The sequence below is a fragment of the Bradyrhizobium sp. Kon69 genome (assembly GCF_055807515.1).
Genome location: NZ_JBVVOS010000055.1, coordinates 1 through 16,349, shown reverse-complemented (window position 1 = coordinate 16,349; position 16,349 = coordinate 1). Strand labels below are relative to the sequence as shown.

The 16,349-nt window shown below is 64.4% G+C and carries 15 protein-coding genes; 13 read left to right on the top strand and 2 right to left on the bottom strand.

Annotation, left to right across the window (positions count from 1 at the left end; all coding sequences use genetic code 11):
* On the bottom strand, positions 1–212 hold a 212-nt coding region (locus AC0L3U_RS37505; RefSeq protein WP_473364883.1), incomplete at its 3' end, for an NYN domain-containing protein.
* A 329-nt stretch (positions 213–541) separates the two neighbouring features.
* Between AC0L3U_RS37505 and rpoZ the strand changes: the two genes are divergently transcribed.
* The 13 genes from rpoZ to AC0L3U_RS37440 all read left to right on the top strand — a co-directional run bounded on the left by rpoZ (position 542) and on the right by AC0L3U_RS37440 (position 14,734).
* Positions 542–934, top strand: a complete 393-nt coding sequence (gene rpoZ, locus AC0L3U_RS37500) for a DNA-directed RNA polymerase subunit omega (RefSeq protein ID WP_007603391.1) — start codon at positions 542–544, stop codon at positions 932–934.
* A gap of 208 nt (positions 935–1,142) precedes the next feature.
* Positions 1,143–3,428 (top strand): RelA/SpoT family protein, encoded by a 2,286-nt coding sequence (locus AC0L3U_RS37495; RefSeq protein WP_473364882.1) that lies wholly within the window; start codon positions 1,143–1,145, stop codon positions 3,426–3,428.
* 45 nt (positions 3,429–3,473) lie between these two features.
* The gene (locus AC0L3U_RS37490; protein ID WP_473364881.1) at positions 3,474–4,226 is read left to right on the top strand and encodes a pyridoxine 5'-phosphate synthase; all 753 of its coding nucleotides are present in this window, start codon (positions 3,474–3,476) and stop codon (positions 4,224–4,226) included.
* Complete coding sequence (acpS, locus tag AC0L3U_RS37485; protein ID WP_473364880.1) at positions 4,223–4,642, top strand: holo-ACP synthase; 420 nt, start codon at positions 4,223–4,225, stop codon at positions 4,640–4,642. Before AC0L3U_RS37490 ends, acpS begins: the two co-directional genes overlap by 4 nt.
* Positions 4,643–4,890: 248 nt before the next feature.
* Complete coding sequence (gene lepB / locus AC0L3U_RS37480; RefSeq protein WP_007603395.1) at positions 4,891–5,655, top strand: signal peptidase I; 765 nt, start codon at positions 4,891–4,893, stop codon at positions 5,653–5,655.
* Positions 5,652–6,503 carry a ribonuclease III gene (gene rnc, locus AC0L3U_RS37475; RefSeq protein ID WP_473295459.1) on the top strand — a complete coding sequence of 284 codons (852 nt, stop codon included), beginning with the start codon at positions 5,652–5,654 and terminating at the stop codon, positions 6,501–6,503. The genes lepB and rnc overlap by 4 nt, the downstream gene beginning before the upstream one ends.
* A complete protein-coding gene (gene era / locus AC0L3U_RS37470; protein ID WP_456764016.1) occupies positions 6,493–7,419 on the top strand; it encodes a GTPase Era in 927 nt (308 codons plus the stop codon). Before rnc ends, era begins: the two co-directional genes overlap by 11 nt.
* Before the next feature lie 21 nt (positions 7,420–7,440).
* Positions 7,441–7,821 (top strand): hypothetical protein, encoded by a 381-nt coding sequence (locus tag AC0L3U_RS37465; RefSeq protein ID WP_473364879.1) that lies wholly within the window; start codon positions 7,441–7,443, stop codon positions 7,819–7,821.
* 77 nt (positions 7,822–7,898) lie between these two features.
* Positions 7,899–8,651 carry a DNA repair protein RecO gene (gene recO / locus AC0L3U_RS37460; protein ID WP_473364878.1) on the top strand — a complete coding sequence of 251 codons (753 nt, stop codon included), beginning with the start codon at positions 7,899–7,901 and terminating at the stop codon, positions 8,649–8,651.
* 100 nt (positions 8,652–8,751) lie between these two features.
* A complete protein-coding gene (locus AC0L3U_RS37455) occupies positions 8,752–9,036 on the top strand; it encodes a hypothetical protein (protein WP_027567282.1) in 285 nt (94 codons plus the stop codon).
* 61 nt (positions 9,037–9,097) lie between these two features.
* Positions 9,098–11,356 carry a DNA topoisomerase IV subunit A gene (gene parC, locus AC0L3U_RS37450; protein ID WP_473364877.1) on the top strand — a complete coding sequence of 753 codons (2,259 nt, stop codon included), beginning with the start codon at positions 9,098–9,100 and terminating at the stop codon, positions 11,354–11,356.
* A gap of 278 nt (positions 11,357–11,634) precedes the next feature.
* Positions 11,635–13,185 (top strand): ABC transporter substrate-binding protein, encoded by a 1,551-nt coding sequence (locus tag AC0L3U_RS37445; RefSeq protein WP_473364876.1) that lies wholly within the window; start codon positions 11,635–11,637, stop codon positions 13,183–13,185.
* A 4-nt stretch (positions 13,186–13,189) separates the two neighbouring features.
* A complete protein-coding gene (locus AC0L3U_RS37440) occupies positions 13,190–14,734 on the top strand; it encodes a GMC family oxidoreductase (protein WP_473364875.1) in 1,545 nt (514 codons plus the stop codon).
* A 55-nt stretch (positions 14,735–14,789) separates the two neighbouring features.
* On the opposite strand, the gene AC0L3U_RS37435 is transcribed toward AC0L3U_RS37440, so the two are convergent.
* The gene (locus AC0L3U_RS37435) at positions 14,790–16,004 is read right to left on the bottom strand and encodes a YeeE/YedE family protein (protein ID WP_473364874.1); all 1,215 of its coding nucleotides are present in this window, start codon (positions 16,002–16,004) and stop codon (positions 14,790–14,792) included.
* Positions 16,005–16,349 lie beyond the last annotated feature (345 nt).

The following is a 16,349-nucleotide window of genomic DNA, read 5'->3' as shown; positions in this document are numbered from 1 at the left end:
TAGTCGAGCCAGTCGATCAGCGGCCGGATCGAGGAGTACTCCTGATCCTCGATGATGGCGGTGTAGTAGAACGCCCTCAGCAGCGTCCCGCGACTCTGAAACTCCTTCAGCAGGCGCTTGTAATCGATGTCGAAGCCCAGAGTTTTCGCCGTCGCGTAGAGATTGGCTCCATCGATGAAGAGCGCGATCTTGTCGGAAGAGGAAGGTGACATTCAGTTTGCTCGCGTAGAGTTCGTGATTGATCGTTTATTGTTGGCGCGGCGACAGCAAGCCGCGCACTTCTAAAGTCCCGCCGAAACCCGTCGAAACCGCAAATCCGGAGAAGTCGGGGCAATCAAGGTATAGTTATGGCCAACTTGCACACTCCCGACGCCGCCGTCCCCAGCGGCCCGGGAAACCACCCATCCCAGCCCCAATGTGGGGGTAGCAGAGCCGCTTGGCGAGGCCAAATCACAAATTGGCCTTGCGAAACCCTCCCGGCCCCTATAACTACCGCCATTCATCCACATATTTCGTCCCACCCACAACGGAGCGACAGTCGATGGCTCGCGTCACCGTAGAAGATTGTATCGACAAGGTCGACAACCGGTTTGACCTGGTCCTGCTGGCCGCCCACCGGGCCCGCATGATTTCGTCTGGTTCACAACTAACGGTTGACCGCGATAACGACAAGAACCCTGTTGTGTCTTTGCGCGAAATTGCTGAGACCACCATTTCGCCGGAGGACCTCCGCGAGGAGCTGGTGCACTCGCTGCAGAAGTTCGTCGAGGTCGACGAGCCCGAGCCGGACACCGTGCCGCTGATCGGTTCCGCCGGTGCGAGCGTGGATGCAGACGATACCGAAGTCGCCGTTGAGCGCATGACGGAAGAAGAGCTCCTGAAGGGTCTTGAAGGCCTGGCGCCGCCCGAGGAGCAGCCCGAGGAGGACGAGTAATCGTCCCATCGCGCTCATCGACTTCTTTGTGATCTTATCAAAGGCCCGAACCGTTGTTCGGGCCTTTGCTTTTGTTGGCGTTTTCGTGGTTACCATAGCGTGGTCGGTTCGCGCCTGTTCCTGTCACTGAATTGATCGGACACGCGCGCGATCGGAGCTAAGATGTATACAACGGGCTGTGTGGTGGTCCGTTTGAAGGCAGGACGGCATGGTATATCGACGCCGCACACCAACGCAGATGCAGGCCGCAACCGAATCGGTTGCCGTGGCCCCGACTGCGCCGGTGACGCGCCCGGCGAAGCCTCGCGCACGCATGATGCGTCAATATGACCTCGTCGAGCGCGTCAGGTCCTACAATCCCAACACCGACGAAGATTTGCTGAACCGCGCCTATGTCTACGCCATGAAGGCGCACGGCTCGCAGACCCGCGCCTCGGGCGACCCGTACTTCTCCCATCCGCTCGAAGTGGCGGCGATTCTGACCGACCTGAAGCTCGACGACGCCACCATCGTGGCTGCGCTGCTCCACGATACGATCGAGGACACCGAAGCGACGCGGGCCGAGATCGACCAGATCTTCGGGCCCGAGATCGGCGCGCTGGTCGAGGGCCTGACCAAGCTGAAGCGGCTGGAGCTGGTGTCGCGGGAGGCCAAGCAGGCCGAGAATCTGCGCAAATTGTTGCTGGCCATTGCCGACGACGTCCGCGTGCTCCTGGTGAAGCTCGCCGACCGCCTGCACAACATGCGCACGCTGGACTTCGTGCCGACGGAATCGCGACGGCGCATTGCCGAGGAGACGCTCGATATCTATGCGCCGCTGGCGGGGCGCATGGGCATGCAGGAAATGCGCGAGGAGCTGGAGGACCTGTCGTTCCGGACCCTCGACCCGGAAGCCTATTCGGTGGTGATGCAGCGGCTCGATGCGCTGGCCGAGCGCAACCGCAATCTGATCGGCGAAATCGAGGACCAGCTCTCCAACAATCTGCGGCATCGGGGCCTGGGGGCGCGGGTCTATGGCCGCCGCAAGAAGCCATTCTCGATCTGGACCAAGATGGAGCGCAAGTCGGTCGGCTTCGAGCAATTGTCCGACATCTTCGGCTTCCGCGTCGTCGTCAACGACATCGAGGCCTGCTACCGCGCGCTCGGCATCGTCCACACGAACTGGCCGGTCGTGCCCGGGCGGTTCAAGGATTACATCTCGACGCCGAAGCAGAACGACTACCGCTCGATCCACACTACCGTGATCGGCCCCGGCAACCAGCGGGTCGAGTTGCAGATCCGCACCGAGGCGATGGACCAGATCGCCGAGCGCGGCATCGCCGCGCACGTGTTCTACAAGGAAGGCGTGGGCTCGCCGACCGAATTTCTCAAGCGCGAGTCCAATGCGTTCGCCTGGTTGCGCCACACCATCGGTATCCTTTCGGAGAGCGCCAATCCCGAGGAATTCCTCGAGCACACCAAGCTCGAGCTGTTCCACGACCAGGTGTTCTGCTTCACCCCGAAGGGCAAGCTGATCGCGCTGCCGCGCCATGCCAACGTGATCGACTTCGCCTATGCCGTGCATACCGACGTCGGCAACAGCGCGGTGGGCTGCAAGATCAACGGCCAGTTTGCGCCGCTGTCCTCGGAGCTCCAGAACGGCGACGAGGTCGAGGTGTTGACCTCGGAAGCGCAAGCTGCGCCGCCGTCGGCCTGGGAAACGCTCGCGGTCACCGGCAAGGCGCGTGCCGCGATCCGCCGCGCCACCAGGACTGCGGTGCGCGATCAATATGTCGGTCTCGGCCGGCGCATCGTCGAGCGCCTGTTCGAGCGCGCCAAGATCGAATACGCCGACGACAAGCTCAAGGGCGCGCTGCCGCGACTCGCGCGGACCTCGATCGAGGACGTCATGGCGGCTGTGGGACGCGGCGAGATCAAGGCCTCCCACGTCGCGCGTGCGATGTATCCCGACTACAAGGAGGAGCGCATCGCGCGCTACGGCGTCAAGAAGGGGCTTACCAGCAAGCTCAAGGAGAAGTCGTCCGAACCGCCGCGCAGCCCGGTCGCGATTCCGATCCGCGGCATCAATTCCGACCTGCCGGTGAAGTTCGCGCCGAACGGCGGCGCGGTGCCCGGTGACCGCATCATCGGCATCGTCACGCCGGGCGAGGGCATCACCATCTACCCGATTCAGGCGCCGGCCCTGAAGGATTTCGAGGAAGAGCCGGAGCGCTGGCTCGACGTGCGCTGGGACATCGAGGACTCCACGCCACAACGCTTCCCGGCCCGCATCAAGGTCGAGAACGTCAACGAGCCCGGCGCGCTGGCGCAGATCGCGACCGTGATCGCCGAGCACGACGGCAACATCGACAACATCAGCATGCAGCGCCGCTCACCGGATTTCACGGAGACGACGATCGATCTCGAAGTCTACGATCTCAAGCATTTGAGCGCGATCCTGGCCCAGCTGCGCGCGAAGGCGGTCGTCGCCCGCGCCGAACGTGTTAATGGATAGACGCCTTCCGTCCTGGTCTATTCCTGTGATTCCGTGAGTCCTGAAATGCCCGCACCTCCGCTCCGCCTCGGCGTCAATGTCGACCATGTCGCGACCCTGCGTAACGCCCGCGGCGGCCGCAATCCCGATCCGGTGCGCGCGGCGCTGCTGGCCATCGAGGCCGGTGCCGACGGCATCACCGCCCATTTGCGCGAGGATCGCCGGCACATCCGCGACGAGGACATGGCGCGGCTGAAAGCGGAGATCTCCAAGCCGCTCAATTTCGAGATGGCGGCGACCGACGACATGATGCGCATTTCGCTCGCCACCAGGCCGCATGCGGTGTGCCTCGTGCCGGAGCGGCGCCAGGAGGTGACGACCGAAGGCGGGCTCGACGTCGTCGGCCAGCACAATGCGCTGGGGCCCTATATCGCGCGGCTGAACGATGCCGGCATCCGGGTGTCGCTGTTCATCGCGGCCGATCCCGCCCAGATCGAGATGGCGGCGCGGCTGCGCGCGCCCGTGATCGAGATCCACACCGGCGCCTGGTGCGACGCCGTCGTCGACGGTCACACTGATAAGGCCGCGGCCGAATGGCGGCGAATCGTGGCGGGGGCGAAGCTGGCGAGGGAAGCGGGGCTGGAGGTTCACGCCGGACACGGGCTGGACTATGCGACGGCGGAGACGATCGCCGGCTTGCCTGAGATCATGGAGCTCAACATCGGCTACTACATGATCGGCGAAGCCCTGTTCGTCGGTCTCGCCGAGACGGTGCGCAGCATGCGCGCGGCGATGGACCGCGGCCGGAGCCGGGCATGATCATCGGCATCGGCTCCGACCTGATCGACATCACCCGTGTCGGCAAGGTGATCGACCGCCATGGCGAGCGCTTCCTCGACCGCATCTTCACCGCGGCCGAGCGGGCCAAGGCGGAACGGCGCGCCAAGAACGAGAAGATGATGGTGGCAACCTACGCCAAACGCTTCGCCGCCAAGGAGGCCTGTTCCAAGGCGCTCGGCACCGGCATCAGGCGCGGCGTCTGGTGGCGCGACATGGGGGTGGTCAACCTGCCGGGAGGGCGGCCAACCATGCAATTGACGGGCGGGGCGCTGGCCCGGCTCCAGGCCCTGACGCCGGAGGGGTTCGCGGCGCAGATCGACCTGTCGATCACCGATGACTGGCCGTTGGCACAGGCCTTCGTCATCATTTCCGCCGTGCCGCTGGCCAAACCCTGATTGGGCACCGATCATTTTATAATTCGCATTCAAAATCAAATGCTTATGCAGTTTTGATGCGATCCTTGATTGCGTGGCCTCCGACAACCGTCTAAAAGTCCGCGGACGCAAATCAGGCTGGGCGAATTCGGCTTTACGCCGGAATTGGCCCTCATTATCAGAATCAGGACAATCTCCTTGGGCCGCGAGCGATGGGCTGTTCGCGGGAGGAGGGCGCGCTGTGACCGCCCGCCGGAATTGAGAGAGCAATGAGCGTGACTTCAGGAACGAAAACTGAGAGCGGCGTCGGCGAAACGATCCGGGTCGTGATCCACGCTCTCCTGATCGCGCTGGTGATCCGCACCTTCCTGTTTCAGCCGTTCAACATCCCATCCGGCTCGATGAAGGCGACGTTGCTGGTCGGCGACTATCTGTTCGTCTCGAAATATTCCTACGGCTACAGCCACTACTCGATCCCGTTCTCGCCGCCACTGTTCTCGGGGCGGATCTGGGGCTCGGACCCGAACCGCGGCGACATCGTCGTATTCCGCCTGCCGAAGGACGATTCCACCGACTACATCAAGCGCGTGATCGGTCTGCCCGGCGACCGCATCCAGATGCGGGACGGGCTGCTCTACATCAACGACACGCCGGTCGAGCGGCAGCGCATGAGCGAATTTGTCGGCGAGGATCCCTGCGGCGCCGAAGGCAGCGGCGTCTCCCGGGTGAAGCGTTGGAAAGAAACGCTGCCGAACGGCGTGTCCTACGAAACGCTGGACTGCGCCGACAACGGCTACGTCGACAACACCAATGTCTACACCGTGCCGACCGGCCACTTCTTCATGATGGGCGACAATCGCGACAATTCCACTGACAGCCGCTTCCTCGGCCAGGTCGGCTACGTGCCGCAGGAGAATTTGATCGGGCGCGCCCAGATGATCTTCTTCTCGATCGCCGAAGGCGAGCATGCCTGGATGTTCTGGCGCTGGCCGTGGGCGGTGCGCTGGAATCGCTTCTTCAAAATCGTCCGATGAAAGACGAAGCCAAGGACATCGCGACCCTGCCGACCGAGGCGCAAGTGGGCCCCGACGGCGAAGCTGCGACCAAGAGCCTTGAGAACAAGACGCCTGAGATCAAGACGCCTGCAAAGAAGAAGCGGGTGCGGAGCAGCAAGGCCAGGGGCTTGGATGCGAATGCGGGGCTCGAGGCACGCATCGGCTACAACTTTGCCGATCCGAACCTCTTGATGCAAGGCATCACGCATGTCTCCGCGCTGAAGTCCGGGCGCAAGCGCGGCGACAGCTATCAGCGGCTGGAATTCCTCGGCGACCACGTGCTCGGGCTCGTCGTCTCCGACATGCTCTATCACGCCTTCCCGAACGCCGACGAAGGCGAGATGTCCAAGCGACTTGCCGAACTGGTGCGCAAGGAGAGCTGCGCCGACGTCGCCAAGTCGCTCGGTCTGCTCGACGACATCAAGCTCGGCTCGGTCGGCCCCAGCGCCGACGCGCGCCTGCGCAAGAGCGTGCTCGGCGACATCTGCGAGGCCGTGATCGGCGCCGTTTTCCTCGACGGCGGCTACGCGGCGGCGGCCGATTTCGTCAAGCGCAACTGGACCGAGCGCATGCACAAGCCGCGGCGGCCGTTGCGCGATCCCAAGACAGTTCTTCAGGAATGGGCGCAGGGCAAGGGATTGCCGACGCCCGTTTACCGCGAGGTCGAGCGCACCGGCCCGCATCATGATCCGCAATTCCGCGTCGCGGTCGATCTTCCGGGACTTGCTCCGGCGGAAGGCATCGGCGGCAGCAAGCGCGCGGCAGAGAAAGTGGCAGCTTCAGTGATGATTGAACGTGAAGGCGTTGGCGGCGGCAATGACGGTTGAAGCAAGCGGCGAGGCGCCCACTGCCACGCGCTGCGGCTTCGTCGCGCTGATCGGCGCGCCGAACGTCGGCAAATCTACGCTGGTCAATGCGCTGGTCGGGGCCAAGGTCACGATCGTCTCGCGCAAGGTGCAGACCACGCGCGCGCTGATCCGCGGCATCGTGATCGAGAACAATTCGCAGATCATCCTGGTCGATACGCCCGGCATCTTCCTGCCCAAGCGCCGGCTCGACCGCGCCATGGTCTCGACCGCCTGGAGCGGCGCGCATGACGCCGACCTCGTCTGCGTGCTGCTGGATGCCAAGGCCGGCATCGACGAGGAAGCCGAGGCGATCCTCACCAAGGTCGCCAGCGTCAAGCACGAGAAGATTTTGGTCATCAACAAGGTCGACCTGGTCCAGCGCGAGAAGCTGCTGGCGCTGGCGCAGGCCGCCAACGAGCGCATGGCCTTCGCAAAGACCTTCATGATCGCCGCGATCTCCGGCGACGGCGTCGACGACCTCAGGCATACACTGGCCGAGATCGTGCCGCCGGGGCCGTTCCTCTATCCCGAAGACCAGATGTCGGACGCGCCGATGCGGCAGCTTGCGGCCGAGATCACGCGCGAGAAGATCTTTCGCAAGCTGCACCAGGAATTGCCCTACCAGTCCACGGTCGAGACCGACAAGTGGGAGGAGCGCAAGGACAAGTCGGTGCGCATCGAGCAGACGATTTTCGTCGAGCGCGAAAGCCAGCGCAAGATCGTGCTCGGCGCGGGCGGCGCCACCATCAAGTCGATCGGAGCGGACTCGCGCAAGGAGATCGGCGAGATCCTGGGCGTGCCGGTGCACCTGTTCCTGTTCGTCAAGGTGCGCGAGAACTGGAGCGACGATCCCGATCGCTACCGCGAGATGGGCCTGGAATTTCCCAAAGAATAACCAAGAAAAGATCGGTCGGCGATGAGCGTACCCAGCAACGTACGGCGCTTCGAAGCGTTGCTCTATGCATCGTTGATGCTGGATGCCCTGTCGGTGGCGGTGCAGGACCGCACGCCCAATGCCGAGATGACCGAGCAGATGATCATGACGTCGACGCTGCTCGCCGGCGGCATGATCCTGCTGCTGGTCTATTTCGTCCGGCTGGCCGCGCGCGGGCGCAAGAACTGGCCGCGCTGGGTGCTGGCGGCAGCGCTCGTATTGTCGGTGATCTCGCTCGGGCAGATCATCGGCGAGAAGGGCATGGAACTCGACAGCGCCATCGAGATCGTCTCCTGCGTGCTGACGGCGATGGGATTGTATTTCTCGTTCCGCGGCGACGCGCAGGGCTGGTTCAACGCGTAAGGCGTCAGGTGGATTGCGGTGCGCAATCCCGCCAATCCGCCCTACGATTGAAGACCGGAATCCGCTAGACTTCACCGATGGAATGGACCGACGAAGGCATCGTGCTGGGGGTGCGGCGGCATGGCGAATCTAGCGCCATCGTCGAGCTGCTGACCCGCGCCCACGGCCGCCATCTCGGTCTCGTCCGCGGCGGCGCCGGCTCTCGGATGCGGCCGCTGCTGCAGCCCGGCAACAGCCTCGGCGTGGTGTGGCGGGCGCGGCTCGACGAGCATCTCGGCACCTATGCCATCGAGGGCCTCAAGCTGCGGGCGGCGACGCTGCTGGGATCATCCCACGGCGTCTACGGCATCACCCATCTCGCCTCGATCGCGCGATTGCTGCCGGAACGCGATCCGCACGAAAACCTCCTGGCGCTGCTAGAACATTCGCTGGACGATTTCGACGACATCGGCAGCGCCGCCGTACACGTGATCCATTTCGAGCTGGCGATGCTCACCGAGCTCGGCTTCGGGCTGGCGCTGGAAAACTGTGCGGTGACCGGAGAAACCAACGACCTGATCTATGTCTCGCCCAAATCCGGCGGCGCGGTATCGCGCGGCGCCGGCGAGCCATGGCGCGATCGCCTGTTGCGACTGCCGCCGTTCCTGCGCCAGGGCGAGGTGCAGGGCGACCTCACCGACCAGGATCTCCAGGACGGCTTTCGACTGACCGGCCTGTTCCTGCTGCGCCACGTGCTGGAGCCGCGCGGGCAGGGCCATTCCGACGCTCGGGCAGGCTTCATCAACGCGCTGACGCGACAACAGGCAAAGGGTGCGATTCCCGCGCCATGAACCTGGCGCGGCTCTGCATTGCCTTGGTGGAAGAACCATTGCTGGAACAAAACGGGGTTCCCCGGACTTGCCGTTCTGAGTTCCAACCGGGGATAGCCTCATGCTGATCAAGGGACTTGTGATATCGGCAGCGCTGATCGCGCTGGCGCCGGACGCCCTCGCGGGTGAGCAGCCGGGCGTGTTTCGCCGTGCCTCCTGTACCGTCGTCAGATTCTATGTGGCCAAATATTCCGCTGCGGCCGCAGAGGCATGGGCGAGGTCCAAGGGCGCGACGGAGGCCGAGATCGAGACGGCGCGGCGGTGCTTGCCCAATGCCCCGGCTACCACGCAGGCGAAAAACGCCCAACCCACCCAGACCTTCACCGCAGGCTGGGCCGGCCAGTAGGCCGCCCACAGGGAACCAATCGATCCTTGCCCGATTCGCTTCCACGGTTTAACCGGGCGGCATGGGAAAACGATTGATTCCGCCGGAGGAACCGGCCGAAATTCACGAGGTGCCGCTGCGTGAGGCGCTGGAAGAGCGCTATCTCGCCTATGCGCTCTCCACCATCATGCACCGCGCGCTGCCGGATGCCCGTGACGGCCTGAAGCCGGTGCACCGGCGCATCCTCTATGGCATGCGCCTGCTACGGCTTGATCCGGGCACGGCTTTCAAGAAGTCCGCCAAAATCGTCGGCGACGTGATGGGCTCGTTCCATCCGCATGGCGACCAGGCAATTTACGACGCCATGGTGCGTCTGGCGCAGGATTTCTCCTCGCGCTACCCGCTGGTCGACGGACAGGGCAATTTCGGCAATATCGACGGTGATAATCCCGCCGCCTACCGCTACACCGAAGCGCGTATGACCGACGTCGCGCGGCTTCTGCTCGACGGCATCGACGAGGACGGGGTCGAATTCCGCCCCAATTACGATGGCCAGTCGAAAGAACCGATCGTGCTGCCCGGCGGCTTCCCGAACCTGCTCGCCAACGGTGCGCAGGGTATCGCGGTCGGCATGGCGACCTCGATCCCGCCGCACAATGCGCACGAGCTCTGCGACGCCGCGCTGCATCTGATCGAGAAGCCCGACGCGAAGTCGAAGGCCTTGCTGAAATGGGTCAAGGGTCCGGATTTCCCGACCGGCGGCATCTGCGTTGATTCCAAGCAGGCGATCGCTGAAGCCTACACCACCGGCCGCGGCTCGTTCCGCGTCCGCTCCCGATGGGAGCAGGAGGAGGGTGCGCGCGGCACCTGGGTCGTCGTGGTCACCGAGATACCCTTTCTGGTGCAGAAGTCGCGGCTGATCGAGAAGATCGCCGAGCTGCTGGACCAGAAGAAGCTGCCGCTGGTCGGCGATATCAGGGACGAATCGGCCGAAGACGTTCGTATCGTGATCGAGCCGAAGTCGAAGAACGTCGATCCCGCGCTGATGATGGAATCGCTGTTCCGGCTGACCGAGCTCGAAAACAAGATTCCGCTGAACCTGAACGTGCTGATCAAGGGCCGCGTCCCCAAGGTGGTGGGGCTCGCTGAGTGCCTGCGCGAATGGCTCGACCATCTGCGCGACGTGCTGATCCGCCGCACCAACCATCGCAAGGCCGAGATCGAGCGCCGGTTGGAGATTCTCGGCGGCTTGCTGATTGCCTATCTGAACATCGACGAGGTGATCAGGATCATCCGCAATGAGGACGAGCCGAAGCCGGCGCTGATCAAGGCGTTCAAGCTCACCGAGGTGCAGGCCGAAGCCATCCTCAACATGCGGCTGCGAAGCCTGCGCAAGCTCGAGGAGATGGAGATCCGCAGCGAGGACAAGGATCTTCGTAAGGAGCTGAAGGGCATCGAGGGATTGCTGGCGTCCGAGCCCGAGCAGTGGAAAAAGGTCGCCGAGCAGGTCGGCAAGGTCCGCGACATGTTCGGACCGAAGACCCCACTCGGCAAGCGCCGCACCACCTTTGCGGACGCGCCCGAGCACGATCTCGCCGCGATCGAGGAGGCCCTGGTCGAGCGCGAGCCGGTGACCGTGGTCGTCTCCGACAAGGGCTGGATCCGCACCCTCAAGGGCCATGTCGAGGATCTCTCGGGGCTGGCTTTCAAGCAGGACGACAAACTCGGGTTCGCGTTCTTCGCGGAAACGACCTCGAAGCTGCTGCTGTTCGCCACCAACGGAAAATTCTACTCGCTCGATGTCGCAAAACTTCCGGGCGGCCGCGGTCACGGCGAGCCGATCCGCCAGTTCATCGATCTCGAGCCGGAGGCCGCGCCGGTCACGCTGTTCGTCAACAAGGGCGGCCGCAAATTCCTGGTCGCGAGCCACGAGGGCCAGGGCTTCGTCGTCAACGAGGACGACTGCGTCGGCACCACCAAGAAGGGCAAGCAGGTCCTCAACGTCGACATGCCGAACGAGGCGCGCACGGTCACCGAGGTGCTGGGCGATACCGTCGCGGTCATCGGCGAGAACCGCAAGATGCTGCTTTTCCCGCTCGACCAAGTGCAGGAGATGCCGCGTGGTCGCGGTGCGCGCCTGCAGAAATACAAGGACGGCGGTCTTTCCGACGTCGCCGTGTTCGACGCCAAGGCGGGCCTGACCTGGAAGGATTCCGCGGGCCGGGAATTCTCTGCGACCATGAAGGAGCTCGCCGAGTGGCGCGGCAACCGCGGTGATGCCGGCCGCCTCGCGCCGAAGGGATTCCCGAAGTCGAACAAGTTCGGCAGGGTGATCGGGTAGGACTGGCCTAGACGTTGTGGAGGCAGCGTGCAGCTGCAGCCACATCGTCATTGCGAGCGTAGCGAAGCAATCCAGAATCCCTCCGCGGTGGCAGTCTGGATTGCTTCGCTACGCTCGCAATGACGGAGAATGGGCGAAAGCATCGCCCTCCAATTCATATCCCGCATCCGGCAAACGCGCGGCAGATAGCCATGAGCGCATGAGTGCTTCCATCGAACAGGCACGAACATTGCTTTTTCCCGGCGACAGCAAACAGCTCGTCAAAGGCAAAGGCACCAATGTCCAAACTGAAGGCTTTCATTCCGGCGCTGTTCGCCTTGGCGCTGACCGCGCCGCCCGCGCATGCCGCAGGCAATCTCGTCGCGGTGCTCGAGGCGGAGATCGTCACGCTCGATCCGCATTTCTCCACAGCCTACATTACGCGCACGTTCGGCTACATGGTGTTCGACACGCTGTTTGCGAAGGATTCCAAAGGCGAGATCAAGCCGCAGATGGTGCAGGACTGGAAGGTCTCGGCCGATGGCCTGACCTACAGTTTCACGCTACGCGACGGCCTGAAATGGCATGACGGCCAACCGGTCACGGCCGCCGATTGCGTCGCCTCGCTGCGCCGCTCGGGCACCCGCAGCGCGCTCGGCCGCCGCATTTTTGCAATCACTGCCTCGCTTGAGCCGGCGGATGCAAAAACCTTCGTGCTGACGCTGAAGGAGCCGTCCGGTCTGGTCATCGACGCGCTCGGCAATCCCGTCAGTCCGGTCGCCTTCATGATGCCCGAGCGCATCGCCAAAACGCCCGGCGACCAACGCATCACCGAGATCGTCGGCTCTGGCCCGTTCGTCTACAGCAAGGCCGATCACCGCACCGGCGACCGCATGGTCCTGAAGAAATTCGCCGACTACGTGCCGCGTCCCGAGGCTGCCGACTTCCTCGCCGGCGGCATGCGCGTCAACATCGACACGCTCGAGATCCGCGTCATTCCAGATGGTGCGACCGCAGCCTCCGCGCTGCAGGCCGGCGAAGTCGATTTCATGCAATACGCGCCGTTCGATCTGCTGCCGACCATGGAGAAGAACTCACGGGTGAAGCTCGTGAACTTCACCGGCGGCAACATGTTCGCGGGCGCCTATCGCCTCAACGCGGCATCAAAGCCGTTCGACGATCCCGCCATCAGGCGCGTGCTGTGGAAGCTGGTCGATCAGCGCGAGGTGCTGGATGCGCTCGGCCTCGATGCCAAATACGCGGCGCCTTGCGCGACGTACTTCACCTGCGGCACCACCTATGACAGCAAGGCCGGCACGGAAGCCGCCGCCAAGCCGTCGATCGAAGCAGCGAGGGCCGCGCTGAAGGCAACGAAATATGCCGGCGAGCCCGTTGTCGTCATGGAGGCCAACGATCTCGAAGCCCCCCGCGTCTCGGCGCAGGTGCTGGCCGAGCGGCTGAAACAGGCCGGGTTCAACGTCGACCTCCAGGTGATGGACTGGGCCAGCGTGCTGGCGCGCCGCGCCAAGAAGGAGGGCTGGAGCGTCTATGGCGTTCACGCCGGCGGTTTTGACCTCGGCTCGCCGCTGACCAATGTGATGGTTGCCTTCAACTGCGCCGATTTCACCGGCTGGCAGTGCGATGCGCGCATCACGCCGCTGATGGAAGCCTTTGCCAAGGCGCCCGCCGAGGAGGATCGCAAGAAGATCGCAGGCGAGATCCAGACCGTCATGTACGATCAGGCACCCGCTATACCGTGGGGCCAGTTCGCCCAGCCGGCCGCCTCTCGCGCGACCTTGCGCGGTCTGATACCGTCGGCCATCCCGGTGTTCTGGAATGTTGAGAAGTAGCGCGATGTACGATGTCATTGTTGTCGGCGGCGGCTCCGCCGGTGCCGCTGTTGCGGCGCGGCTCTCGGAAGATCCCGCACGGCGCGTCCTGCTGCTTGAGGCGGGTCTGGACTGGCGCGCCGACGAGGCGCCCTGGGAAGTGATGACGCCAAATCCCATCCCGATCATCCACAAGCGCGAGTACCAGGAGAAATGGCAGTGGCCTGATCTTCTAACGCGCCGTGTGGCCGGCCAGGAGCCGCGCTTCTACTGGCGCGGCAAGGGGCTCGGCGGCTCGTCGATGATGAACGGCCAGATCGCCATCCGCGGCGTCGCCGATGCGTTCGACGAATGGGCCGCCAATGGCTGCACCGGCTGGTCGGCCAAGGACGTGATGCCGTTGTTCTCGGTGATCGAGGATGATCTGGAATTCGGCGACGCCGCCGGCCACGGCCGCGGCGGACCGCTGCCGGTCTATCGGGCGCCGCCGGAGAAATGGGGGCCGATCGATCGCGGCTTGCGCGATGCGGCGCTGGCGAGCGGCTATCCCTGGTGCGCCGACGTCAACGGCCCGGATGGCGAGGGCGTCGCCTGCTATCCCATCAACAGCCGCGACAGCCGCCGCATCACCACCAATGAGGGCTATCTGGAGCCCGCGCGGGGCCGCGCCAATCTGGAGATTCGCGGGCACGCGCTGGTCGACCGCGTGCTGATCAGCGACGGCCGGGCGACCGGCCTTCGCGTTCACATCGAGGGGCAGGGCACCCACGAGATCAGCGCGCGCCAGATCGTGCTGTGCGCCGGCGCCATCCACAGTCCGGCGATCCTGCTGCGCTCGGGCATTGGACCTGCGGATGAGCTGAAGGCGATGGGGATCGCGGTCGAGCGCGACCTGCCGGTCGGCCGGCACTTCTTCGACCACCCGCTGTTTCGCGCCACGATCCAGCTTCACGAAAACCTGCGGCCCGCCGACCCCGACACCCGCCACACCAATTGCTGTGTGACCTATTCGTCGGGCCTCGCCAACGGCGGCAAGCGCGACATGATCCTGATCGCCTTCAACCACCGCGGCATCGGTGTGCCGGGCGCGATCGGCGCCGGGCTGTTCAACGCGTATTCTCGTGGCACGCTCAAGCTGGCCTCGACCGACCCCGCGATCGATCCTGTTGTCGAGGAGAACATGCTGGCCGATCCTCGCGACATGCTGCGCATGAAGGATGCGGTGAAGCGGCTGGCCGTGATCACCGCCCAGCCGGCACTTTCAGGCATCGCCGACTGGATCCGGCTCGCCGACACGGATCTGACGCTGCCGCAGGCTGCGGCCTTGCCAGATCACGAGCTCGACGCGTTGCTGCGGCGTGAAACCGGCGACATCCAGCATGCCGCGGGCAGTTGCCGCATGACCGGCGTCAACGACGCCGACGGCGTGGTCAATCCTGACGGCACGGTGAAGGGCATCGCGGGCCTGCGCGTCGCCGACGCCTCGATCATGCCGTCGGATTGCCGGGCCAACACCCACTTCACGACGGTGGTGATCGGGGAAGCGATTGCGCGGATGATCACGCGTTGAGTTCAATCGCCGGTCCCGCCATGACGGTCTGACGAAACAGCACGCAGACGAAGACCTACCGCTCGACGGCCAGGCCGAACAGCGGTCGGAGCTGTGTCCCCAGAATGTTGCCGAGAAAAGCCGCGACCAGCCAGCACCAGCCATGCAGGCTGCCCGATGCGATCCCGCTGAAATAGGCGCCGATATTGCAGCCATAGGCGAGCCGGGCGCCATACCCGAGCAGCAGGCCGCCGATGATGGCGGCGAGGAGCGAGGATGCGGAGATGCGCCAGGTCGGATGGAATTTGCCGGCGAGGCCCGCGGCCAGCAACGCTCCCAGGATGATGCCGAAATCCATCACGGAGGTGATGTCGGCGAAGACGCTTTGGTGCAGCGAGGCGGCCCGAGCACCCTGCCAGTAGGGCCATGACGCGACGTCGACGCCGAGGCTCATCAGGATCTTCGATCCCCAGAGCGCGAAAGCGGAGGTGATGCCCCAGGGACGTCCCGCGAGATACAGCGTGGCGAAATTTCCGATCGCGAGCAGGATCGCGCCCCACAGGAGCGGCCACGGCCCCTGCATGAAGCGGCGTAGGCCTTGCAGCTTCGTCCGCGCTCCCGGCTCGAGTTCGCCGTGCCGGCCGATCTCGGCCCTGACGGTGGTGAGGTAGATCGCAGCCATCACGGCCCAGCAGAGCACGAGCGCCGGCAGCCATCCGAGCCGTTCGATCAAAGAGACGGCGCCGATGTTCGGCAGCGCGCTCCACCACGGCAGATGCAACGCACCGAGCGTCGATCCGGCGATGAAGGCCGCCAGTGTCACCAGCATGCGGGTGTTGCCGCCGCCGGCGGTATAAAGCGTTCCCGACGCGCAGCCGCCGCCGAGCTGCATTCCAAGGCCGAACAGGAACGCCCCGGTCAGCATGCCCACGCCCACCGCGCCGAGCTCGCCATGCACGGCGACGCCGAACAGCGTGCCTTGCGCGAGGGCCGGAAAGAACAGGGCCGTCGCCAGCGCCAGCATGACCATTTGCGCACGGAGACCGGCGCCCCGTCGCGCCACAATGAAGACGCGCCAGGCCGAGGTGAACCCGAACAGCGCATGATACAGCGTCAGGCCAAGTGCGCCTCCGAGAAGAAACAACAATGCCTGTTGCCACGAGATCGTGCCTGACAAGGCCGCTGCGCCCGCCAGAAGGATTGCCGCCGCGACAACGACGACCGTGAAATTGGCGCCGTGCCGATCATTGTCTGGGGCAAGCAGTCGAGCATCGATAGATAGATCGGTCATGGCTCATCCAAGAAGCGGATTTCTTCGGCAGTGGGAGCTAACCGGGGCGAATTCTCCCCGTTCCAATCTTTCCACATTGGAACTGATGGGATCGCGCTAGGCTGTCATGCCCCGGCTCGACCGGGCATCCAGTACGCCGCGGCTTCTCTTCTCAATCACGAACGTCTCGGAGTACTGGGTCGCCCGGTCAAGCCGGCGACGACAGCGAGAGTGGAATGACTGGTCTTCGCGCCGATATACGATCCAAACAGCGGACGAGAGTTCGCGATCTCGCGGCGCATTCGCCCGAGCTTTGCCCGATCGCATTACCCTCGTTGAGACAAGGGCGCAGGGAAGGCCGGGCGC